At 50.7% G+C, this 21,202-nt stretch carries 25 protein-coding genes; 17 read left to right on the top strand and 8 right to left on the bottom strand.

Going from position 1 to position 21,202, the window contains the following annotated elements:
• Window positions 1-68: 68 nt before the first annotated feature.
• The 8 genes from ACXUPB_RS12845 (at window position 69) to rho (ending at window position 6,418) form a co-directional block, all read left to right on the top strand.
• A complete protein-coding gene (locus ACXUPB_RS12845; protein ID WP_472952740.1) occupies window positions 69-509 on the top strand; it encodes a YtoQ family protein in 441 nt (146 codons plus the stop codon).
• A 71-nt stretch (window positions 510-580) separates the two neighbouring features.
• Window positions 581-1,192: a cob(I)yrinic acid a,c-diamide adenosyltransferase gene (cobO, locus tag ACXUPB_RS12840; protein ID WP_295709559.1), complete on the top strand. Its 612-nt coding sequence runs from the start codon at window positions 581-583 to the stop codon at window positions 1,190-1,192.
• A 145-nt stretch (window positions 1,193-1,337) separates the two neighbouring features.
• Entirely contained in the window at window positions 1,338-1,631 is a 294-nt protein-coding gene (locus ACXUPB_RS12835) for a BrnT family toxin (RefSeq protein ID WP_472952738.1), read from the top strand.
• Window positions 1,624-1,833, top strand: coding sequence for a BrnA antitoxin family protein (locus ACXUPB_RS12830; protein WP_030069104.1), 210 nt, complete (start codon window positions 1,624-1,626; stop codon window positions 1,831-1,833). The genes ACXUPB_RS12835 and ACXUPB_RS12830 overlap by 8 nt, the downstream gene beginning before the upstream one ends.
• Before the next feature lie 467 nt (window positions 1,834-2,300).
• Window positions 2,301-3,161: a phospholipase D-like domain-containing protein gene (locus tag ACXUPB_RS12825; protein WP_472952736.1), complete on the top strand. Its 861-nt coding sequence runs from the start codon at window positions 2,301-2,303 to the stop codon at window positions 3,159-3,161.
• Window positions 3,162-3,260: 99 nt separating this feature from the next.
• Entirely contained in the window at window positions 3,261-4,247 is a 987-nt protein-coding gene (locus ACXUPB_RS12820) for a hypothetical protein (RefSeq protein WP_472952735.1), read from the top strand.
• A 133-nt stretch (window positions 4,248-4,380) separates the two neighbouring features.
• On the top strand, window positions 4,381-5,118 hold the full coding sequence (locus ACXUPB_RS12815) for a hypothetical protein (RefSeq protein ID WP_472952734.1): 738 nt from the start codon (window positions 4,381-4,383) through the stop codon (window positions 5,116-5,118).
• Window positions 5,119-5,461: 343 nt separating this feature from the next.
• Window positions 5,462-6,418: a transcription termination factor Rho gene (gene rho, locus ACXUPB_RS12810; RefSeq protein WP_472952733.1), complete on the top strand. Its 957-nt coding sequence runs from the start codon at window positions 5,462-5,464 to the stop codon at window positions 6,416-6,418.
• Between the two features lie 55 nt (window positions 6,419-6,473).
• Here rho and ACXUPB_RS12805 read toward each other — a convergent pair whose 3' ends face one another.
• The gene (locus ACXUPB_RS12805; RefSeq protein ID WP_472956751.1) at window positions 6,474-7,670 is read right to left on the bottom strand and encodes a DEAD/DEAH box helicase; all 1,197 of its coding nucleotides are present in this window, start codon (window positions 7,668-7,670) and stop codon (window positions 6,474-6,476) included.
• Between the two features lie 453 nt (window positions 7,671-8,123).
• Here ACXUPB_RS12805 and ACXUPB_RS12800 point away from each other — a divergent pair, with 453 nt between their 5' ends.
• The 3 genes from ACXUPB_RS12800 to ACXUPB_RS12790 all read left to right on the top strand — a co-directional run bounded on the left by ACXUPB_RS12800 (window position 8,124) and on the right by ACXUPB_RS12790 (window position 9,714).
• Entirely contained in the window at window positions 8,124-8,549 is a 426-nt protein-coding gene (locus ACXUPB_RS12800; protein ID WP_472952731.1) for an N-acetyltransferase, read from the top strand.
• Between the two features lie 168 nt (window positions 8,550-8,717).
• Entirely contained in the window at window positions 8,718-9,140 is a 423-nt protein-coding gene (locus tag ACXUPB_RS12795) for a tetratricopeptide repeat protein (protein WP_472952729.1), read from the top strand.
• Window positions 9,141-9,234: 94 nt separating this feature from the next.
• Window positions 9,235-9,714 (top strand): YehS family protein, encoded by a 480-nt coding sequence (locus ACXUPB_RS12790; protein WP_336274498.1) that lies wholly within the window; start codon window positions 9,235-9,237, stop codon window positions 9,712-9,714.
• 107 nt (window positions 9,715-9,821) lie between these two features.
• Here ACXUPB_RS12790 and ACXUPB_RS12785 read toward each other — a convergent pair whose 3' ends face one another.
• The 3 genes from ACXUPB_RS12785 to ACXUPB_RS12775 all read right to left on the bottom strand — a co-directional run bounded on the left by ACXUPB_RS12785 (window position 9,822) and on the right by ACXUPB_RS12775 (window position 11,971).
• The gene (locus ACXUPB_RS12785; RefSeq protein ID WP_336274499.1) at window positions 9,822-10,277 is read right to left on the bottom strand and encodes a carboxymuconolactone decarboxylase family protein; all 456 of its coding nucleotides are present in this window, start codon (window positions 10,275-10,277) and stop codon (window positions 9,822-9,824) included.
• Window positions 10,278-10,328: 51 nt separating this feature from the next.
• Window positions 10,329-11,132, bottom strand: a complete 804-nt coding sequence (locus tag ACXUPB_RS12780; protein WP_336274500.1) for a helix-turn-helix transcriptional regulator — start codon at window positions 11,130-11,132, stop codon at window positions 10,329-10,331.
• Window positions 11,133-11,227: 95 nt separating this feature from the next.
• The gene (locus ACXUPB_RS12775) at window positions 11,228-11,971 is read right to left on the bottom strand and encodes a class I SAM-dependent DNA methyltransferase (RefSeq protein WP_472952727.1); all 744 of its coding nucleotides are present in this window, start codon (window positions 11,969-11,971) and stop codon (window positions 11,228-11,230) included.
• Between the two features lie 201 nt (window positions 11,972-12,172).
• Here ACXUPB_RS12775 and ACXUPB_RS12770 point away from each other — a divergent pair, with 201 nt between their 5' ends.
• The 3 genes from ACXUPB_RS12770 to ACXUPB_RS12760 all read left to right on the top strand — a co-directional run bounded on the left by ACXUPB_RS12770 (window position 12,173) and on the right by ACXUPB_RS12760 (window position 14,980).
• Window positions 12,173-12,580, top strand: a complete 408-nt coding sequence (locus ACXUPB_RS12770) for a DUF4019 domain-containing protein (protein WP_176303627.1) — start codon at window positions 12,173-12,175, stop codon at window positions 12,578-12,580.
• A gap of 180 nt (window positions 12,581-12,760) precedes the next feature.
• Window positions 12,761-14,116 carry an NfeD family protein gene (locus ACXUPB_RS12765; RefSeq protein WP_472952726.1) on the top strand — a complete coding sequence of 452 codons (1,356 nt, stop codon included), beginning with the start codon at window positions 12,761-12,763 and terminating at the stop codon, window positions 14,114-14,116.
• A 75-nt stretch (window positions 14,117-14,191) separates the two neighbouring features.
• On the top strand, window positions 14,192-14,980 hold the full coding sequence (locus ACXUPB_RS12760) for a slipin family protein (RefSeq protein ID WP_472952724.1): 789 nt from the start codon (window positions 14,192-14,194) through the stop codon (window positions 14,978-14,980).
• Window positions 14,981-15,034: 54 nt separating this feature from the next.
• Here the strand turns inward: ACXUPB_RS12760 and ACXUPB_RS12755 are convergent, their stop codons facing one another.
• The 3 genes from ACXUPB_RS12755 to ACXUPB_RS12745 form a co-directional block, all read right to left on the bottom strand.
• Window positions 15,035-15,637 carry a YqaA family protein gene (locus tag ACXUPB_RS12755; protein WP_472952723.1) on the bottom strand — a complete coding sequence of 201 codons (603 nt, stop codon included), beginning with the start codon at window positions 15,635-15,637 and terminating at the stop codon, window positions 15,035-15,037.
• A 9-nt stretch (window positions 15,638-15,646) separates the two neighbouring features.
• Window positions 15,647-16,465 carry a DUF1206 domain-containing protein gene (locus tag ACXUPB_RS12750; protein WP_472952722.1) on the bottom strand — a complete coding sequence of 273 codons (819 nt, stop codon included), beginning with the start codon at window positions 16,463-16,465 and terminating at the stop codon, window positions 15,647-15,649.
• 114 nt (window positions 16,466-16,579) lie between these two features.
• On the bottom strand, window positions 16,580-17,500 hold the full coding sequence (locus ACXUPB_RS12745; protein ID WP_179915876.1) for a glutaminase: 921 nt from the start codon (window positions 17,498-17,500) through the stop codon (window positions 16,580-16,582).
• A gap of 215 nt (window positions 17,501-17,715) precedes the next feature.
• Here ACXUPB_RS12745 and ACXUPB_RS12740 point away from each other — a divergent pair, with 215 nt between their 5' ends.
• From ACXUPB_RS12740 to ACXUPB_RS12730, 3 genes are all read left to right on the top strand, one after another.
• Window positions 17,716-18,573 (top strand): bifunctional transcriptional activator/DNA repair enzyme AdaA, encoded by an 858-nt coding sequence (locus tag ACXUPB_RS12740; RefSeq protein WP_472952721.1) that lies wholly within the window; start codon window positions 17,716-17,718, stop codon window positions 18,571-18,573.
• A 41-nt stretch (window positions 18,574-18,614) separates the two neighbouring features.
• Window positions 18,615-19,127 (top strand): O-acetyl-ADP-ribose deacetylase, encoded by a 513-nt coding sequence (locus tag ACXUPB_RS12735; protein ID WP_472952718.1) that lies wholly within the window; start codon window positions 18,615-18,617, stop codon window positions 19,125-19,127.
• A gap of 141 nt (window positions 19,128-19,268) precedes the next feature.
• On the top strand, window positions 19,269-20,735 hold the full coding sequence (locus ACXUPB_RS12730) for a cobyric acid synthase (protein WP_472952716.1): 1,467 nt from the start codon (window positions 19,269-19,271) through the stop codon (window positions 20,733-20,735).
• Here ACXUPB_RS12730 and ACXUPB_RS12725 read toward each other — a convergent pair.
• Complete coding sequence (locus ACXUPB_RS12725; protein ID WP_179915880.1) at window positions 20,695-21,093, bottom strand: RidA family protein; 399 nt, start codon at window positions 21,091-21,093, stop codon at window positions 20,695-20,697. The genes ACXUPB_RS12730 and ACXUPB_RS12725 overlap by 41 nt on opposite strands.
• Between the last annotated feature and the right edge of the window lie 109 nt (window positions 21,094-21,202).

The following is a 21,202-nucleotide window of genomic DNA, read 5'->3' as shown; positions in this document are numbered from 1 at the left end:
TCCATAAAATTGATCTGCGCTATGCTGTGTGCCTTTCATACCTATATTCAACTCAGCAGGAGAACACCATGAGCTTTTACGTCTACCTTTCCGGCGAGATTCACACTGACTGGCGCGAAGAGATTCAGCGCGGCGCTGACGCAGCGGGTCTGGATATCGTGTTCACCGCCCCGGTAACGGACCACGCAGCCTCTGATGCCGCCGGTGACCACCTGGGCAAACCGGAAAATGGCTTCTGGCGTGATCACCAGTCATCCAAGGTCAACGCCATTCGCACCCGCACCATGATCGAGCAGGCCGACCTCGTTGTCGTTCGTTTTGGCGAGCAGTACAAGCAGTGGAACGCTGCTTTCGATGCAGGCTACTGCGCTGCCTTGGCCAAGCCCTACATCACGCTGCACAGCGAAGACATTGTTCACCCGCTTAAAGAAGTCGACGCGCAAGCCCAAGCCTGGTGCACCACGACCGATCAGGTGGTGGATACGTTGCGCTACGTACTAAAAGCCTGAATTTAAATAAAGAGCTTAATAGAAAGCTGAATAGAGAGCTTAATAAAGCGCTTTAATAAAGAGGACGCCCCATGCGCGAGAATGCCAAAACCCCCGAACGCCATGCCCAGCGCATGGCGGCCAAGCAGAAAATCATGAACGAGCGCATCGCCCGCGCCGATAAAGAGCAGGGCGTGCTGCTAGTGCTTACCGGCCCCGGCAAGGGCAAAAGCAGCTCCGGGTTTGGCATGCTCGCCCGTGCGTTGGGGCACGGTATGAAAGTCGGTGTGGTGCAGTTTATTAAAGGCGCCTTTAGCACCGGCGAAGAGGCGTTCTTCCGCAACCTGCCCAACGTCGATTACCACGTAATGGGGCAAGGCTACACCTGGGACACCCAAGACCGCGAACGCGATGTTGAAGCTGCCAACGCCGCCTGGGCAGAAGCCAAACGCATGCTACAAGACGAAAGCTACCACCTGGTACTGCTCGACGAACTCAACATCGCCCTGCGCTACGAGTACCTGGACCTAGACCAAGTACTCGACGACCTACAAGCCCGCCCAGCAATGCAACACGCCGTCGTCACCGGCCGCTACGCCCCACAACAACTCATCGACCTAGCCGACACCGTCACTGAAATGAAAGTGGTCAAGCATGCTTTTAAAGACCAAGGTATTAAGGCCCAGAAGGGGATTGAGCTTTAAGGGGTGAGGGGATGAATAGTGAGGTGTGGAAAGGTGATGTAAGGATGCCCTTTGTGGGAGGGCGCTTCAGCGCGCGATGGTTTCGCGAAAATCACTAAACCACCTGTACCTTGATAGTATGTGCAATATAACTACAATGTAACTCATGAACCATATTACCTTTGATTGGGATTCCAATAAGGACGCCGCTAATCGCAAGAAGCATGGCGTTTCTTTTAAAGAGGCAAAAACGGCCTTCACGGACGAGTTCGGCCGCCTCATATCGGATCCCGATCATTCTGAAGAGGAGGATCGGTTCATACTCCTTGGAACGAGCATTCATTCCCGTTTATTGGTGGTGTGCCACTGCGTGAGAGACGGCGAAACAATCCGAATTATCTCAGCGCGCAAGGCGGATAAACGAGAGCGAAAAACTTACGAAGGGTATAGACATGCGTGACCATTACGATTTTTCAGAATCAGTCAAAAATCCATACGCTAAGAAGCTTAAAAAGCAGGTCACGATCCGGCTGGATGAAGATACCATTGCGTATTTCAAGAATCTGGCGGAAGAAAAAGACCTTCCCTATCAGAGCTTGATTAATCTCTATCTGCGCGACTGCGCCCAGTCACATAAAGACCTCAAGCTTGAGTGGCAATAAACGGTGCACCACTACCGATCAGGTTGTTGAAATCCTCTGTTACGTTCTCAAAGCCTAAGCCACAGCGCTTCTCACAGCCCCGCCACTGGGGAGGGAGATTTAGCTCGCGAAAACTCAGCCACATAATCAATCTCGCTATCTCGTAGCGCGGAGTAACGCTTGGCGAGGAACGAGCCAAAAGACACCCGCGAAGGCAGCGCCAGCTGCCCAAAGCTTGCTCCAGCTCAATTTTTCTGCAAAGTCACGTGACCTAAGCCAAATTTATGAATAGAGTATGATTGAAAAGAGCACAACGAGCGGGCACGCGAATTTTGGATATATTGCCAAGTAGCCAAGATAATTTTATGTAAATCAATTAGATATGGCTTTTTAGTGCGCCAGGAAGCGCCAACAAACGCGCAAGCGCGTTTATCAGTGTTACATAATCACTGTTATACGAAAGGGGCACTGTGAGCGTCACGGTATACATGGATGATCTGCAATCTCAGATCCAACTGCATCTGAATCGCGCCAGCCGGGAAGTGCGGATAGCCGTAGCCTGGATATCATTCGACCAGTACGAGTCGATTTTTCGTAACTTGGTCTCAAAAGGGGTCAAAGTAAAGATTCTTTGCTCTGATACCCATCAAAATCGCTCGCAGAGTGCGACGACCAACGCGCTAAGGCATTGCGGTGTTGATATCCGGCTTTGTACGATGCCACGCACCTCAAACTTCATGCATCACAAGTTTTGCATCATTGATCAATCGATAGTGCTGAATGGTTCGTTCAACTGGTCAAAGAACGCCTCTCGAAGCTTCGAGAATCTCCTGGTAATTGAAGATGAACCACAAGTAGTTACCCAATTCTTGTCAGAATTCAACAAAGTATCAGCGTTGGATCAGGCTGCAATCCGCTCGTTACAAGCCATACAACGGTGCCGGCATCCCAAATGCAGTGGTAAGGTAGTCAATATTATGGTCTTTTCATCTATGCCGCAGCCAATGACATATGAACTGTGGGGAGATGTGGTGCAGTTCTGTACCGTCTGTGGTAGTGACGACTTTGAAGTCATTAATTCGGCTGTCCAAGATACGACGCTGCATGGGCTGTTCGAAGGTTATCAACTCGATGACGAGATTGACAACAACCAGGTTGATCGGGATATAGACAGTCAGCTTACCGGCTACGCTGTCCGGGGCACCCTTATTCACGGCATTGGCTTTGTCGTGCGTGGATTGATATGGCGCCATGAAGATGATATCTGCACAAGAATTATTTGGAAGAACAAGTTCGTGACAGATCAGATCGACGACAGGTATGAAACTGACTTCGATGTCTTGTATTGAGGTTTCGTATAACAAGTTTCTGCACGCGCAAAAGTACTCGCTGCGCTCCTAATTTACCGGTGAGCAAAACGTTATATTTCTTGTGCATAGGGAGCCAGCTTGAAAGATAAACCGTCAGATTTAGAGAGACTGATTCATGAATCTCTTGAGCAGCTAGGCTGGTCAGTTGATGCTAAAAGCATCGCTGAAAGAGTTCATAGACTTAATATAGGTCTTCCATTAGAAGATGAATTTTCGATTATCTGCGGCTGGCTCGGCCAATGTGATTTAGTCCATAAGTTAGATCAGCAGCAGTATCCAACTACTTCTAAGGATGCTTTTCAGGTTCCGGATTTACTAGCAAACTTTAACGTGCGTGACGCAGGTAATATTTCTGTTCTAATTGAAGTTAAGTCTTGTAAGAAAAATGTTTTGTCTCTCAGGCCTGACTACGTATCTAAATTAAGGGCTTATGGGCAATTGTTAGGGCTTCCCGTTCTAATTGCTTGGCGAAAGTATGGGATCTGGAGTCTGGTAGATTTAGACGTTTTTTCAAAAGCCAATAAAAACTTTAATCTCAACTTCAATGACGCAATGCGAAATAGTTTAATGAGTAAATTTCTTGGCGACTTCTCATACACTCCGCAAGTTAATTCTGGTGTTCATGTTAGTTTCAAAAAAGAAAAGCTCATTGAAACTATCGAAACAGATGAAGGGCTTCAAGAAAATTGGCACATGGTCATAGATGACGTGTATTTCACTAACGGGGAGAGTGAGCAGTTAAGAGATCTGTCGCCGATTGCTCAGCAGCTATTCCATTCTTGGGACCTTACCACAACAGAATCCCACTCTGATTCGCACGTGGTGATGCATAATACAATTGATGAAGAATCGGGAATGTTTGCGCATATGGCTTTAACTAGATTGCTTTCTTTTCACGGTCGAGAAGACGAGGTTCATTGGAGACGCCATTTGCAACATGATTCTGCAATCTCAAGTATATTAGATTTCAGGAGTGGAATTGAGGAGAACTTAAAAGCAGGCATTATCAAATACATTTTTGACATTGAACCATCAAATGTCCCAGATTTTCTCAATGAAATATAACAAACGCATTTTGTTGGACTGTTTATCCGCTGCGCTCCAAACTAGCCACAAATGTGGGCGTTAGCATAATAAGGAGTATGTCATAGAAATCTCGATACCCAACTTACCTGAGTTCTCAAAGTTTTCTCCGGCATTGGTAAAGACTCTGGACAAAATACGGTATGAAATTGATGAGAGTGACAACGAAGGTGAGTTGTTCGAGTTTTACTGGTTAGCAAGAGAGTACCCTCGTTTCTATAGGTATCACATTGATCATGCTGAGTTTAGACTGAAGAGCATTCATGAAAAGTATTCCATTATTCGGGACGAGATTTCAAAAAGCGCTGGAGCAAATGGACATCCCAGCTTAGGTATGAGTATTTCAAATCCAATAACGCACCAAATTTATTGGGATTTTGAAGCATACCTCATGGCCCTTAGCTCGGCTCTTGATTTAATGGCTCGAGTGGTTGGCATATCGTTCCCTGATCAAACTCCAGTGTCATTCAACAAGCTTTGTGCAAAGAAGCAGCTTCAAGGCCCAGTTGATACGCTACGAAAAGCAAAAGAACGATGGGTAAATCGATTCAAGGATTATAGAGATTGTTTTGTTCATTACACACCAGCTGATAATCGTGTATATGCAGATGTTATACCTCATGGAAGTGAGTCTATTTTAAGATGCAAGCTACCCACCAATCCAAATATAAGAACGGTTGAAGGATTTAAGTATTCAAAGAAAGTTGAGGTGCTAACATATGGCGCGACTTTGTATCGTCATTTTTCATCTCTCGATAAGGCTGTAGCAAAAGACATCATGAAACTATACAAAAAAAATGAGTTTCCGAAGAGAACAAAGAACCTATTTTTTATAGGGCAGAGAACAAGATAAATGCTAACAAGGTGCTGCTGTCCGACAATTTTTCTGGTTATGCCTCCAAAGTTGCCGTAGAGCGCGGCGTTGAGGTTTTAGAATAACAACGCTGACGCCTAAGCTTTGGTAAGATCGAGAAAACAGACGAGAAGCGGCCAGCATACCGCGCTTCAAGCTCTACAATCACGATCAAAACGACATGGTGGTGACTAGCTACTAAGAACAGCTCCAATCCAATATCTTTAAGCACAAGCAGACTTATCCTTTTTCCATTCCGAATGCCGCAACAGTGCGATCGGTCGTCTGGCCTACGATAAAGCTATTCTATAAATTCAAGTTTTTAAAAGGGTACATCGATATTATGGCAAGAAAAACACTAGGCTTGAAGGCGAAGAGAGAGACAGATGCCAAGCCCGCCGACGAAGCTGAAGATCAATTTCCTAATGATCCCGAAAAACGTTTTTTAAATGGCGTCGCTATTCATCCTTCCCCACGCATTGTTTTAGAGCCTGGTTCTCAACAGCGTACTGTGCGGGCGATGGATTTGGTTACGCCCATTGGTATGGGGCAACGTGGGTTGATTGTTGCGCCGCCAGGCTCTGGCAAAACGACGATGTTAAAACATATCTGTCAGGCCGTGGCTGAAGCGCATCCTGACATTAAGCTGTATGCCTTGTTGATTGATGAGCGCCCGGAAGAAGTGACTGATTTTAAGCGCAGTGTGTCGGCAGAAGTCCATGCATCCTCTTCAGATGAAAGCTACACACACCATGTAAAAATGGCCGATAAGCTGCTTGAGGCGGCGCGTAAGCAAGCAGGCGAAGGTCATAATGTGATGATTGTGATTGATTCGCTTACTAGACTCTCGCGCGTTCATAATGCCGAGCAGCGCGGCAATGGTCGCACTATGTCGGGTGGGCTGGATAGCCGAGCAATGGAAATACCCCGAAAACTGTTTGGTGCTGCGAGAAAGATCGAAAACGGCGGCTCGCTCACCATTCTGGCCACCGTGCTGGTGGATACGGGAAGCCGTATGGATCAGGTGATTTTCGAGGAGTTCAAGGGCACGGGCAATATGGAACTGGTGTTATCCCGGGATGTGGCCAATCAACGGATTTTTCCGGCGATAGATATTGCCAAAAGCAGTACCCGTCGAGAAGAGCTTTTGATTGATGCAAAAGATATCGAAAAAGTAAGGACACTGCGTAGAGGTTTGACCACGCTTAAGCCAGTAGAAGGCGCGCAGAAGTTGCTTGCGTTGTTGAATAAATATCCCACGAATGCCGAGCTATTGGATGCGTTTTTGCCGGATTCGTGAAATATCAATAATAAAGTAGCCCACCTTTTTAAAAGGTGAGCTTCTTGGGTAAGTGTTAACGATTGCTTTGTTTGCTGTAATTCAAGTTTGATTCAGGTACTGCTTTACGAACTGGAAAACCTGCAATCTCTTTGCGCTCAATAATGCTTTTTAAGCGTCTTTCAATAGCGCAAAGATTTTTAAAGTCACTCATGTCGACTAAAGAGATGGCTTCGCCTGAGGCACCCGCTCGGCCAGTTCGACCAATGCGGTGGATGTACTCTTCTGGCTGAAAAGGTAAATCGTAATTCACCACACGACTCAGTTCATCAATATCCAAACCGCGCGCGGCAACCCCCGTAGCAACTAAGTACTTTAGTTCTCCAGATTTGAACTGAGCCAAAATCTTTTCGCGCATTGCTTGGCTTCTATCGCCATGGATGGAATCCGCTGTGATGCCGCGTTTTTCCAGCTGAGCAACAAGCTTGGCCGCATTGTGTTTTTTCTCGGTAAAAATAAGCGCCTGATCCCACTGTTGCTCGTTGATCAAGTGGCTCAACAAGGCGGACTTAGTGTCTTTGTCGACGGTGATTAGCCATTGTTTGACATTAGCGGCGGCGCGGACGTTGGGAGTAATCGATATTTCAGCCGCGAGATCGGTCATCTTGCTATCTGAAAAATCGTAGGCGAGGGCGCGAACATCGTCTGTGATGGTGGCCGAAAACAGTAGGTTCTGACGGTTTTCAGGTAGGCGCTCTATGATTTTATGGATATCATCGGCAAAACCCATGTCGACCATTCTGTCCGCTTCGTCCAATACCAGAGCTTTAAGTTCATCAAAATGCAGCGCACGCTGATGCGCCAAATCAAGCAATCTGCCCGGCGTGGCGACCAGAATATCGACGCCTTCGATTAGGCGCGCTTTTTGAGCTTCCGTATCCACACCGCCATACACGGCCATAGAGGTTAAGTGCGTGTGTTTAGCGTATTGAGCCACACTGGCTTCGACCTGAACCGCTAACTCACGGGTCGGCACGAGAATTAGCGCACGTATGCGTTTCCCGCGTAACGTCCCCGCGTTACTGAACCGTTCTAGCAGAGGCAGAACAAAGGCAGCGGTTTTGCCTGTGCCTGTTTGTGCGGTGGCGATTAAGTCATTACCCGAAAGAATGGCAGGAATCGCTTGTTCCTGGATGGGCGTTGGCGTTTGGTAACCTAGTTCGGTAATCGCTTGAACGAGAGGACTGGATAATCCTAGCTTTGAAAAGGGCATAAGGCGCTCTGACAGATTGTCGTAAGGTTTGTCGAAAATAAAAAGTGATACATCATAACGTAAAAGCAGCCGTTCGTTGCTCGAATCGTCGGTGTTTGAAGTGGAGTTTGTCGAGTATCTGAGCGGCATCCCGGCTGAGCTGAATTTAAATCGAGATACCCATTAATAAGCAGGTCAGCACCCTCCGAGGGTGCTGATCGATGAACAATTTAGATTTTCCGCACCTAAAAATATTATTTGAATAATCTGGTAAAATCCCTTTTCGCTTTCGGTAGGAAGTGAAGGAAGCGACTTCATCTTCTGGAAGAATCAGATTTACCTTACGGAAGGCAACGCATTTCCGCCTTATTTTATGAAGCTGCCTAGCCCTGGTGCCGGTGCAAAACCTATCCAGAGCTAGGCAGCTTTTCAGTAACGCCTTTGGCGCCGATGACCCTCATTAGGAACATCTAGATGATTCGTGAATACCGAGAGGCGGATATTGAGCACATTTTGGATATCTGGCTTTCAGCATCGATTAAAGCTCACTCCTTCGCTGGGTCAGAATATTGGCAGTCCAAAGTTAGCGAAATGCGTGATGTATACATCCCTGCATCGGAGACCTTTGTCTATGAAGCGGATGAGCAAATAGCAGGGTTTTACTGCCTCTATGGAAGTACGTTGGCAGCGGTTTTTGTGTCACCCAGCCTTCAGGGCCAGGGGATAGGGTCAGCATTAATTGATGATGCCAAGAGCAGAAGGTCGTGTTTGCAGCTCAGTGTTTACAGCCAGAATGCCCCCAGCATCAATTTTTATAAGCAGCATGGCTTCATTTCATTAGGTGAACAGATTGATGAACAAACGGGTGAACCTGAGTTCATCATGGAGCTTTACTGTTAATAGCGGTCAGTGGTCTGGTCTTGCCCCAAAAACCGAAAAATGAACACCCGTAGCGCTATCCTCAAAGGGTATAATGTCACCGGCCAAGGTGAGTTGGCGGTTCCACAACGTTGTTTTTAGCAGATTTTTTACTTGTTACTGTTTTTAATAGAGAAAAGGTAGTCGTTCATGATTAACACCAAAATATACAAAGCGGTTTACGAACTCGCTGAAAAACTCATGAAGGCTGCTGATAAAGAGGATAGAGAGGCGTTTGATGCGCTTTATGCACAGTTGGAAGCGATCTGCACCGAGAACGAAAATACCGACAAGGACCATCCAGAGCAGTGGGAAACATTGGCTGACTTCACGGAAGAGCTGGATGAGGCGTTGTCTGTCTACGAAAAAGCCTTTGAGAAAGCCGTTGCAGTGAATTCGAAAGACCATATGTCATCCATCGCGTTCTCCATGGCGAAGCTGCAGGTGGAGTTGGGTCAGACTGACGCAGCGATCAACAATCTTAAAAAGGCCCAAATCACCGCCAACAAGATTGAAGATGGCGAGCTTAAAGACGAAATTGATGAGCTGCTTGGAAAGCTGACAACAGGTTAGTTGTTAAGCTGCTGATGTTAGTGATATTCACGATAAACGTAGATGCACATAACGCCTGATTGTGCTGGGTTTGCCTAAGACTAGGGATACGATTTTGACTAATAACGATATTTTCCGCCGCATACGGTATGCCTTTGATTTAAAAGACAGCACCATCGTGGATATTTTCGCCTTGGCAGAAGTCAGCGTGACTCAGGAACAGGTCACTGCTTGGCTGAAAAAGGATGAAGACGATGCCTTTGTGACGATGAAAAATAGAGAGCTGGCAGCGTTTCTGAACGGCTTTATCAGCTTCAAGCGTGGTAAGCGCGAAGGCCCGCAGCCAGCGCCAGAAACGCAGTTAAACAACAACATGGTGTTCCAGAAGCTGCGCATTGCCTTAAATCTAAAGGCTGACGATATTCTGGCTATTTTTGAGCTGGCAGGCTTCCGCATCAGCAATCATGAATTAAGCGCTTTTTTCCGTAAGCCAAGCCACAAGAATTATCGCGAGTGTAAAGATCAGGTGCTGCGTAACTTTTTACTCGGCGTTCAGATGCAACTGCGTCCTTCCCCTAGTGGTTCAGAAGCCTGACCTTTCATCAGTATCAGATATTGATGGTGCATTTGGTCTCAAAGAGGTCTGAATAAAAGGCGGTAGCCTGGAAGGAAACCGCCTTTCTCAACCCTGTAGTTGGAGATTTATAGTTTGATAGCAGGCATAAACTGCATGCTGACTGCGACCCGATTCCAACTGTTGATGGCCAGAATCACCGTGGTCAATTCCAGTAAATCCTGCTCTCCAAAGGCGGCTAAGGCATTCTGGTAGGTTTCGTCGCTGATTGGATGTTGGCTTAGCAGCGTAAGGGCTTCTGCCCATGCCAGAGCGGCGCGTTCCTGCTCACTGAAACAGGCAACTTCACGCCAGGCGGGAAGCACATCCAGGCGAACCTGATGTTCGCCATCATCTCTGGCCTCTTGCGAGTGCATGTGCTGACAAAAGCCACAGTGATTGATTTGCGAAACACGCAATTTAACCAAATGAGTGATGGTCGGGGTGACTGTACTGCCGGATGCGACCGCGCCCAGGGGAACCAAGTGTTCAGCCAAGCGAGGGCATAGGCGGTAAACGGCTTGCTGAGAGATACGCTGAGACATGAGGATGACCTAGATGGTTAGTGGAGGCCTCAGCTTAAAACCGTAAGCTCGTCACGCCTTGTAGATTTGCGACAATTTGCGTTTGCGGTAGGCGGCGGGCGTTTCATAGGCGAGTGCTTGGAAAGCGTGCGTGAAGTGAGCCTGATCATAGTAGCCGCATTGCAACGCTATTTCCGCTAGGGAACGATTGCTCTCAAACAACTCATGGCGGGCAAGGTTAAGACGGGCATAAGCTACTAATTGGCCAGGGGTAACGCCCACTTCACGTTTTAATTTGCGTTCCAGAGTACGCCTAGTAAAACCGATAGTGGCGCCTAGCTGTTGGGGTGGAAGCTGTAATTCTCTGATGGCCTGAATGACCATGACGATCCGGCTGTTGAGAATCGGCATGCGTCTCAGTCGATGCAATAACCATGTTTCCAGAAGTCGCAAACCCTGCTTTTCGTCGAGCTGGTAAAGGCGTTCTACTATCGGCATCAGTTCCTGCAGCCCTAGTGGCTCAAGTTCATCTTCTAGATGGTGAAAGCCATCCGTGAAAGCTTCGAGTGGCAGGCCCAGCAGGCCGTGGGCGCCGGCAGCCTTGAAGCGAATGCCTAGGCTTGGGGTGGACGTGTCGAAGGTTTCGACCAGCGTGCGCCTGTTTAAGCAGAGCGTGATGATGGGGCGCGGGATGGTGAGCTTGATGCTTAGGCTGGCACCGGCATCTGGGTAGAGCTTCTCGGTTCGGGAGGTCTTAAGTTGCCCAGGTCCACCCATTGACCAGAGGCACTGTACCCAGGGGGCCAAGCGCTTGTCAGGCGGTCGATGCCGAAAATTTAGAAAGTGTGCGTTGCTTGGCAAAATAAGGTCGGTCATGGCGTCAGCCCGTGATAGGTCTCTTCACTATAGACGCCTGGTGATTCAACCAAGCAGCATTTAGGAACTTTTCCCGCCATAAGCTTGTGTGGGCGCTATTTCTTCACGCACACAAAAATCGCATTGCCCGAAACAGTATCCCACGGGGTGATGGTCTCGTAGTTATGCTCAAACACATGCACCTCAAAATAAGGCGTTAGTAGGGCGGTTAGTTCTATAAAGCTCACCGCCACCATGGGGTGTTCATCGTTCCATACTTGGGTGTTGCCGGCGCTGGTTTTTTCAATGCTGAGCCTTAACGACTGCCTTTCACCGTGCCCGCTGTAGTGCCACCCTGAGCGGAAGGTGAACGAATCCTCGCCCTGTTTCGCGGTGTGCTTAACGAATAGATCGTTATTGATGCGCTGTTTATCCACCCCATTAAAGTAGAACACACCGCCCGCTTTTAAAGCGCGGTGGGCGCTGGCGATGCAGGCGGTTAGCTTCTCAATACCATCGTTATAATGAATCGAGTATAAAAAACAGGTGATTAAATCCAGCGGCTCGCTGACGTCAAAGCGACTCATATCCTGCAACGAAAAGTGTGCTTCTGGGCAGCGCTTGGCGGCGATGTCCAGCATCGGCTGATTGATATCCAGCCCGCCGCTGGCGTAGCCAAAATCAATAAAATGGCGCACGTGGGGGCCGGTGCCGCAGGCTAAATCCAGATGGGCGGTACCTTCGTTACCAAAAAGCTGATGCAGCCGTCGAATGGCGTTGCTTTGCGCTTGGTAGTCGATATCTACGCACATCAAATCGTAGTAGCCGGAAAGGTCGGTATAGAGTGCGTTGACGGACATGGTCGCCTAAAGGTGAGGGCTGGATAGGTTGGGTGGCGCATAGTAAACGAGCAGGTGGGGTTTGAGAAGCGCCGACCACGACAGGTGAATCCCTTTCTATCATTAGTCGCCGTTAGGCGGGATTAACGTTAAAGAAATCCTCCCAGCTTCCGATAATGACTTAAGACGCACGATTAACCCTGGCTGCCACAAGAGTTTGCTATGTCCAAAACAGTGACTTTTATCATTGCTACCGTGCTTCTCGTGCTAACCACGAACGCGTATTCACATACCGATGCGGCTGAAGCGGCAGCGCTGGCGTGGCTTGAAGCCATCGATAGCGGTGAGTATGAACAAGCGTGGGAGGCATCCTCAACGTTACTGCAGGTGCCACTCTCTTCCAATATGCTGGCCCGTACCATCAACGCTGCCCGGCGTGATTTTGGGGCGGTTGAGTCCAGGCGGCGAATACGTGTTATCCGTGAAACGTCCATGCCTGGCGCGCCTGTTGGTGATTATGCAGTGTTTACGTTCCAGACCCGTTTTGAAAATAAGCCTCAGATTACCGAAACTATCACGCCTCACCTAGAAGGCGGCGATTGGAAGGTAAGCGGCTATTACGTCAACTAACCAACTCCCAACCAACTCCCTCGAACGTCCTTCCAGCCATCGCTATTGCTTAGAATAACTTCCTGCGGTTAGGCGTTATCACGCTTAACCGCCCGCTATCACATTGTTCATGACTAAGCTCACTGCGGGTGCTACGTTGAGTAGATACCCTTGAGCGTATTGATAGCTGCTGGAGCGGATATGCACTCCCTTTCTCACAAATCGCACTGGCTGTGGCTGTGGCTGTTGGTGGCGGGATTGCTGATGGCGGCGCTATCGCTCACGTGGCAGGCCAGGGCACAAATCTCGCCCAGCGCTTTAATCCTCAATATTGAAGGCGCTATCGGCCCTGCGACCAAGGATTATTTTGAGCGCGGTCTTCGTAAAGCCCGAGAGCAGGGCAGCGAAGTAGTGATTGTTGAGCTTGATACCCCCGGCGGATTGGTTGATACCACCCGCGATATGATTCGGGAAATGCTCAATTCAGACCTGCCGGTAGTGATGTACGTTTCCCCCAGTGGCGCGCGCGCAGCCAGCGCAGGCACCTATCTGCTTTACGGCAGCCACGTAGCGGCCATGGCGCCTTCTACCCACTTGGGCTCTGCGACACCCGTGCAAATGGGCGGCGGCGGACTGACTGGTGATGATGAGGCGGGCGAGGAGTCTGAAGGCAAGCAAGAAGGCAGCGCCATGGAGCGCAAGGTGGTTGAAGACGCGGTAAGTTTTATCCGCAGCTTAGCAGAGCGCCATGGCCGCAATGCCGACTGGGCGGAAGAGGCGGTGCGCGATGCAGTCAACCTCACCGAAAGTGAGGCCTTGAAGCAAAATGTCATTGATGTGGTGGCGCGGGACATTAATGACCTGCTCGCTCAGCTTGACGGTATGACCGTGGTGATGGAGCGCGGCGAGGAGTTATTGGCGACGGCGAATCTTGTTATTGAACGTTACGACCCGGACTGGCGTACTCGACTACTCTCGCTGATCACCAATCCTAACGTTGCCTATTTACTGATGATTATCGGCTTTTACGGGCTGATTTTCGAGCTTTCCAGCCCCGGCAGCCTTTTTCCCGGCACCATTGGGGTTATCTCCCTGCTGCTAGCGCTGTTCGCTTTTCAGGTTCTGCCTATTAACTATGCGGGCCTGGCACTGATGGTGGTGGGAATGGCGCTGATGGTAGGCGAGGCGTTCATGCCCAGTTTCGGCGTGTTGGGGGCGGGCGGCATTATCGCTTTTGTGCTGGGGTCGGTGATGCTGATGGATGCCGAACATTTGGCTATCTCGTTACCGCTGATTGGCGGGGTGGCCCTGATTTTTGGCGCCTTGATGCTATGGACGTTAACGCGCTTTGCAACGCTGCGGCGGCGTCCGGTGCACAGCGGTGCGGAGCAACTAATTGGTGCAACGGCAGTGGCGCTGGAGGATTTTGAAACCAACGGCCATGTGCGCCTGCATGGCGAGCGCTGGAACGCGGTGAGCGATGCGCCCGTAAAACAGGGTGATGAGCTTGAAGTGGTGCGTCTTGAAGGCTTGACGGTTTATGTGACGCCCCGGTGATGCTCGCTATTGTGACGTGCTTTCCCCCATAACGAACCATCTGCAAAACGAGCCATCTGCAAAACGAGGTGTCCAATGATTATTTCGTATTTAGTCCCTATGGTGCTGGTGGTGATGTTGATCGCTGCCTCCATTCGCATATTGCCGGAGTACAAGCGCGGCGTGGTGTTCTTTCTGGGCCGTTACCAGAAAGTGAAAGGGCCAGGGTTGGTCATTGTGATTCCTGCCATTCAGAAGATGGAGGTGGTGGATTTACGTGTGATCACCATGGACGTACCCGAGCAGGATGTCATTTCCCGGGATAACGTCACCGTCAAGGTCAACGCGGTGCTTTACTTCCGCGTTGTCGACCCTGAAAAGGCGATCATTCAAGTCGAAAATTTCACCCAGGCGACCAGTCAGTTGGCGCAGACCACGCTGCGTTCTGTGCTGGGCAAGCATGACCTGGATGAGATGCTCTCCGAGCGCGATAAACTCAACGACGATATCCAGGAAATCATTGATACCCAAACCGAAGCCTGGGGTATCAAAGTGGCCAATGTTGAAATCAAACATGTGGATCTGGATGAGAGCATGATTCGCGCCATTGCCCGCCAAGCCGAAGCGGAGCGTGAGCGTCGCGCCAAGGTGATCCACGCCGAAGGGGAGCTCCAAGCATCCAAAAAGCTGGTGGAGGCCGCCAACGTGATGCAGGAAAACTCGACCGCGCTTCAGCTTCGCTACCTGCAAACCATGAGCGACATGAGCAACAAAAACGCTTCGACGATTGTGTTCCCGCTACCCATGGACATCATGGAGGCCTTTAAAGATATGAAAGCCAAGCATACGGCAGCAACGCCTGGTAAGACGCAGGATGATGCGTAAGGCAATGCAAAACGCGCATTGCCAAGGTGGGGCTGGATGTTTCAACAGCGCCGGTTAACTAATCAGCCCCGCCAAAGCCTGCATTCCCAGCGCCACCACCAGCACCACTACACCCGCCACCAAGCTGGTTACTAGGGCTTGTTGCTTCCATAACATCAGTACTCGGCTGCCAAAGCGGTGGACGAGCCAGGCGAGGCCGAAGTAACGCAGGCCTCGGGCAATTAACGCCGCTAGCGCGAAGAGAAGAACCGGGTAGCCGGAAAGGCCTGCGGTAATCATCGCGACCTGAAAGGGAATGGGCAGAATGCCAATGGCTAAAATCGCGGCAAAACCATACTGGTCGAAGAAGGTTTGGAACGACTGATAGCTTTGTTCCATGCCCATAAATTCAATAAACCAAGTACCTATCGACTGAAAAAGCAGCATGCCAACGCCATAGCCGACCAGCGACGCAATTAAGCAACCCGCAGTAGTGACCGTCGCTAAAAGCCAGATACGGTGTTTATTAGCTGCCATCAGCGGGATCAGCACCAGCTCAAGCGGAATGGGCAGGATAATGGTTTCCAAAAAGGAGAGGGTGCCGAGTAACCACAGCATGTTCTTCGAGCCGTTAATACGCTCAAACCACTGCTTGGTTCGCTTTGTTGTATTGGCCATTAGGGGTCGCTACATCTCTGGATTAATGCGGCGATAAATAGCCGCTAATAGGCTGTATAGGCCAAACGCGAAGAGTCCTATAGCGACAACGGCCAGCAACCATTGACCGTATGCTTGGCTGCGCAGCGTACTAAATACTTCAGCCGTACCGCCTGCCTGGTCGGGGTTAAACTGATAAGCGGCAATCAGAAAGAAACAACCCACGATGACAAATACAATCCCGCGAATGATTAAGCCAAAACGGCAGATGGGATAAGCCCATTTTTGGGTTTGAGGTGGCATCGCGAAGTGTTTGTGAAACTTAGCCTTGTAGCCTTTAAACGCATGGGCGATGCCTACGCCAATCATAACCAAGCCAACAGCCCCTACCAGCCAGCGGCCAAAAGGCTGCTGCATCAACCAGCCTGTCACGCCCTGTGAACCTCCGCCTGAACCCCCGGAAGAGCCCGTAAACTGGAAGATGAGCGTGGCGGCAAAAAAGGCCAATAACGTATGGGTACTCGCACTCGCTAATAAGCCCGCACGAATAGCTAAGCCTTTAGCACCGTTGCCGTGATGGTCGGCGTCTTTGACCGCTTGAATGGTGCGCCACATGGCGTAGCCAACCAAACCCACTGCGATGACACCTAATAGTATTTTTCCAAAAGGGGCGATGAGGACTCTTTCCAATGCACCGCGGCTACCTTCTGTTTGGCCACCTTGACCAAAGGCTGCCAGCGCGGCAAGGCCACCCACTAAAACATACACGATGCCGCGGGAGGCGTAGCCCATGCGGGCGAAAAGCGTAATCGCATCACGGTGATCGGGGTTTTTCATACTATTAGCCATGGTGTCCTCCTGACTTGATATGGCGTTGCGATATGTCCGTATTTGGCCGCCTGCCTATACTGTGGGAGTGACTTACTATTGTCTAGCGTAGGAAAAGGGGCGGAGGTGCGTACTTTAATGCCCAAACACCGACCAGCCTGTGCGCTGCACAAACATTTCGAGCGCTTGGGTGCCTAACAGGCTGTTGCCGTAGGCATCTAACCCCGGTGACCAAACGGCGATTGCGCCATGGCCTGGGGCGATGGCTAGTATACCGCCGCCCACGCCACTTTTGCCGGGCAGGCCCACCCGAAAGGCGAACTCCCCTGAGGCGTCGTAGTGCCCACACATCATCATCAGTGAATTGATACGCCGTGCCCGCTGAGGGGCGACGACCCGAATGTTGCTGGGTTTATTGACGCCATCCGAAGCCAGGAACAGGCCGGCATGAGCGAGCTGCTCACAGCTCATCGCAATAGCACACTGATGAAAGTAGGTGCCCAGTACTTTATCGACATCGTGGCGAAGGTGACCAAAGGCTTTCATGAAATGCGCTAATGAAGCATTACGGTCGCGGTGTGCCATTTCTGAGGCGGCTACCGCATGGTCAAAGCAAATGCTGTCGTCATCGGCGATATAGCGCACAAAGCTGAGAATTTCACCCAGCGTCTCTTTGGGTTCATGGCCCATCATGATCGCATCAACCACCGCAATGGCACCGGCATTGATAAACGGGTTACGCGGTTTGCCGCTTTCGTGTTCAAGCTGCACGATAGAGTTGAAGGGGTCGCCCGAGGGTTCACGGCCCACTTTTGTCCAAAGTGAGTCGCCCATCTGGCCTAGCGCGATCGTCAGCGTAAAAACTTTGGAAATGCTTTGGATTGAGAAGGGGGTGGTCGCGCAGCCCGCCGAATATACTTGGCCATCGACGGTGGCGAGCGAAATGGCAAATTGTTGTGGGTCAACATGGCCAAGTTCGGGAATATAGTCTGCGACCTTGCCACGTTCCTCTGCTTTCGCCATGGCTGCGGCAATGTCATCAATTAAGTCTTGCATGGGCTTAGTGTGCACTGTCAATGGAGGCGGGGCCTCACCCTAGCGGAAAACAAGTAGATTGTCTTTTTTGCATCACCTAAATAATAACGCTAAAACAATAGGTGTTTGCCCACTATGCATTGAGCAAGATACGGGTCGGCAACGGGGCCTTGAGCGCTTAGGCTGCCATGATAAGCCCATAATTAGCCTGAAACGAAACGGCTAGAGAGATAAACATGAACGATTATGCGCGTATCGAAAAGGCCATGACCTACATGGTTGCCAATGCCACTGAGCAGCCTGATTTGGAAACAGTGGCCGCTCACGTTCATATTAGTGCCTTCCATTTCCAGCGGCTGTTTTGTCGTTATGTGGGGATTAGCCCTAAACGATTTTTACAGGCGCTAACGCTGGAGCGGGGTAAACAGTTGATGCACTCCTCTACTTCGTTGCTGGATATTGCTCATACCCTGGGGCTTAGCGGCGGATCACGGCTTTATGATCACTTTGTTCAGCTAGAGGCCGTTACGCCTGGGGAGTATAAGCGCCAGGGTGAGGGCGTTGAGATTACTTATGGGGTTCATGACACGCCTCTTGGCAGCATGTTTGTGGCAATGACGCCCCGTGGTATTTGTCGCATGGGCTTTATCGATACCACCAGTGAAGAAGAACTGCTGACAAAGCTAGCCATGGAGTGGCCGCGCAGCACCTTCCACCCTAACCGAATTGCCACGCGCTATGCGGTGGAGGCGATTTTTGCCAAGTCAGAAGAGGCGCCGGCTGCTTTGTCATTGCACGTGACGGGCACCAATTTTCAAATTGCCGTGTGGCGGGCACTACTCACTATTCCCGAAGGCCAGCTGGCCAGTTACTCGCATATCGCTAGGGCATTAGGCACGCCAAAATCCTCCCGTGCAGTAGGTAATGCCGTAGGCGCTAACCCGATCGCGCTGTGGATTCCCTGCCACCGGGTGATTCAGCAAAGCGGTGCGCTTGGTGGCTACCGGTGGGGTGTTGAGAAAAAGCGGATGGTGCAAGCCTGGGAGCTGGCGCAATTGAGTGCTTCAACCCCTGAAGTAGAACTGTCTCTCTAACGCAGTCGCGAAGTAAAGATGAAGTAAAGAAGGAGATTTTTATGAACATCAACGCCATTCAAGCGGATATAACACGCCTGAAGGTCGATGCAGTTGTGAACGCCGCGAATACCTCACTACTTGGGGGTGGCGGTGTTGACGGCGCTATCCATCGCGCTGCGGGGCCTGAACTGCTGACAGCCTGCAAGGAGCTAGGCGGCTGCGCGACAGGAGAAGCCAAGCTGACGGATGGTTTTGAGTTACCGGCCCGCTATGTCATCCATACGGTTGGCCCGGTGTGGAAGGGCGGAGAACAAGGCGAGGAGGCACTGCTTGCCTCCTGCTATCGGCAGTCTTTAGCGTTGGCGGCTACCGTGAATGCTGACACAGTGGCTTTCCCAAGTATCAGCACCGGCGTGTACCGTTTTCCCATCCAGCAGGCCGCGGCGATAGCCGTCTCAACGGTTAAAACGGTGTTGAAGAAGTACCCAAGCGTTGAGTCGGTGACATTCTGCTGTTTTTCGGCTGATGATTTGGCGGTTTATAACGCGTGTCTTAATCAATTAACCGATTAGTGTCGTAAAACGGAAAAGGGCATGGGTAGAGCTAGATAGTGGTCGTACGATGATCGATATGTCTGGAAACGGATAGACACATTGCGCCGTTTATCACCTCCCGCTACAGTCTCGACCTTGTTCACCTGGGCGAGACTCTTTATGGCCACACTGATGATTCAAGGCACCACCTCGGATGCGGGTAAAAGCACCTTTGTGGCAGCCCTTTGCCGCGCGCTGGCAAGGCGTGGGATATCAGTGGCGCCCTTTAAACCCCAGAATATGGCGCTGAATAGCGCCGTGACTGAGGACGGCGGCGAGATTGGACGCTCTACGGCCTTACAAGCACAAGCCTGCTATTTAGCACCCCACAGCGATATGAATCCGGTACTGCTAAAGCCGGAAACCGATCGCGGCGCCCAGGTGATTTTACGTGGCAAGGTAAATGGCCATATGGACGCGCTGGATTACCACGCTTTCAAACGTACCGCTCAAGAGAGCGTAATGGCCGCGTGGCAAGCTTTAGAAAGTCGTTTTGACGTGATTATTGCTGAAGGCGCTGGCAGCCCCGCTGAAATCAATCTACGCGAGGGCGATATCGCCAATATGGGCTTTGCCGAAGCGGCTGACTGCCCAGTATTACTCGTCGGTGATATTGATCGCGGTGGGGTATTCGCCCAATTGGTGGGTACGCTGGCGCTACTGAGTGAGAGCGAACAGGCGCGTACCAAAGGCTTTATTATCAACCGCTTTCGAGGTGATATTGCGCTGCTGGAACCGGGACTTGAGTGGTTGGAAGCGCGGACTGGTAAACCGGTACTGGGCACGCTGCCCTATCTGCAAGGGCTGGTACTCGACTCTGAAGATAGCATTGGGGTGATCCAGGCCGAGAAGCAGAGCAAAGTGCTTAATATCGTCGTGCCAGCGCTGCCACGTATCAGTAACCACACCGACTTCGACCCGCTGCGCTTGCACCCTCAGGTGGCGCTAACCTTTGTGGGGCCCGAGCAGCCGATTCCTGCTGCTGATGTGATTATTCTGCCTGGTAGTAAAAGCACTGCCAGCGATCTTACCTGGTTACGGGGCCAGGGCTGGGATAAAGCCATTCAGCGCCACCTGCGCTACGGCGGTAAGGTGTTAGGTATTTGCGGTGGCTTTCAAATGCTGGGCGAGTGGGTGGATGACCCTGATGGGCTGGAGGGCCAGCCGGGAAAGGTGACAGGATTGGGGTTGCTGCCGCTCAAAACGCGTATGGTGGCGGGCAAACAGCTGCGAAACGTGAGCGGCGTAACGTTTACTGAAGGCGCGACAGTCACCGGCTATGAAATCCATAATGGTGTGAGCGAAGGGGCTGCCTTGAATTCCCCCTTATTTACTGTGGATGGCCGCCCGGAAGGTGCCATTAGCGATGACGGCCAGATACTGGGCACCTACCTGCATGGCTTGTTTGACCATCCCGATGGCTGCCAGGCACTGCTGAAACAGTTAGGTTTGGTTAACGGTGAACAGAGCGACTATCAAGCTCACCGAGAGCGTGAGCTTGATCGCTTGGCCGATATGCTGGAAGCCCACGTCGATATTGAAGCGGTTATTGCGCTGATTGAGGCTGGCGCTTCGCCATCACAGTGATTTCAATACTGCTTCCACCGTAGAGGTTAGGGGATTCGGTGCAGGTGCGGGCAGGGTAGCGTCCAGGTTCAAAGTACTCCGCGTAAACACTGTCCATGTCTTGGATAGCGTGTAGATCCGTGAGGTGGATATCCACCCGCACTATGTCCGCTAAGCTGCCGCCTTCCATTTCAAGCATGCGCGATAGCGCGCGCATCACAAGGCGGGTCTCTTCTTTAACGTCGCCTTTGACTGCGTGGCCGTTAGAGAAATCGTCAACGGTCAGTCCTGAAATAAACACATAGTGATCATCGACTACCATGTGGCTACCGGGAAAGCTTGGTGTGGGCATGGTAGGGTCATTCATAAAGGTGGGCATACTAGCTCCTTCTAAGTGATGTTCACGCTTACAATTCTCTTCGACAGATTGTTAACAGTAGTGTTCAGTATCAGTAAAAATGAATGGACGTTGTGGTGAGGCACGTCGC

It is taken from the genome of Vreelandella sp. DA03-1M (assembly GCF_055725665.1).
Note: the sequence above shows the minus strand (reverse complement) of the source record. Positions and strands in the feature narration are given on the sequence as shown.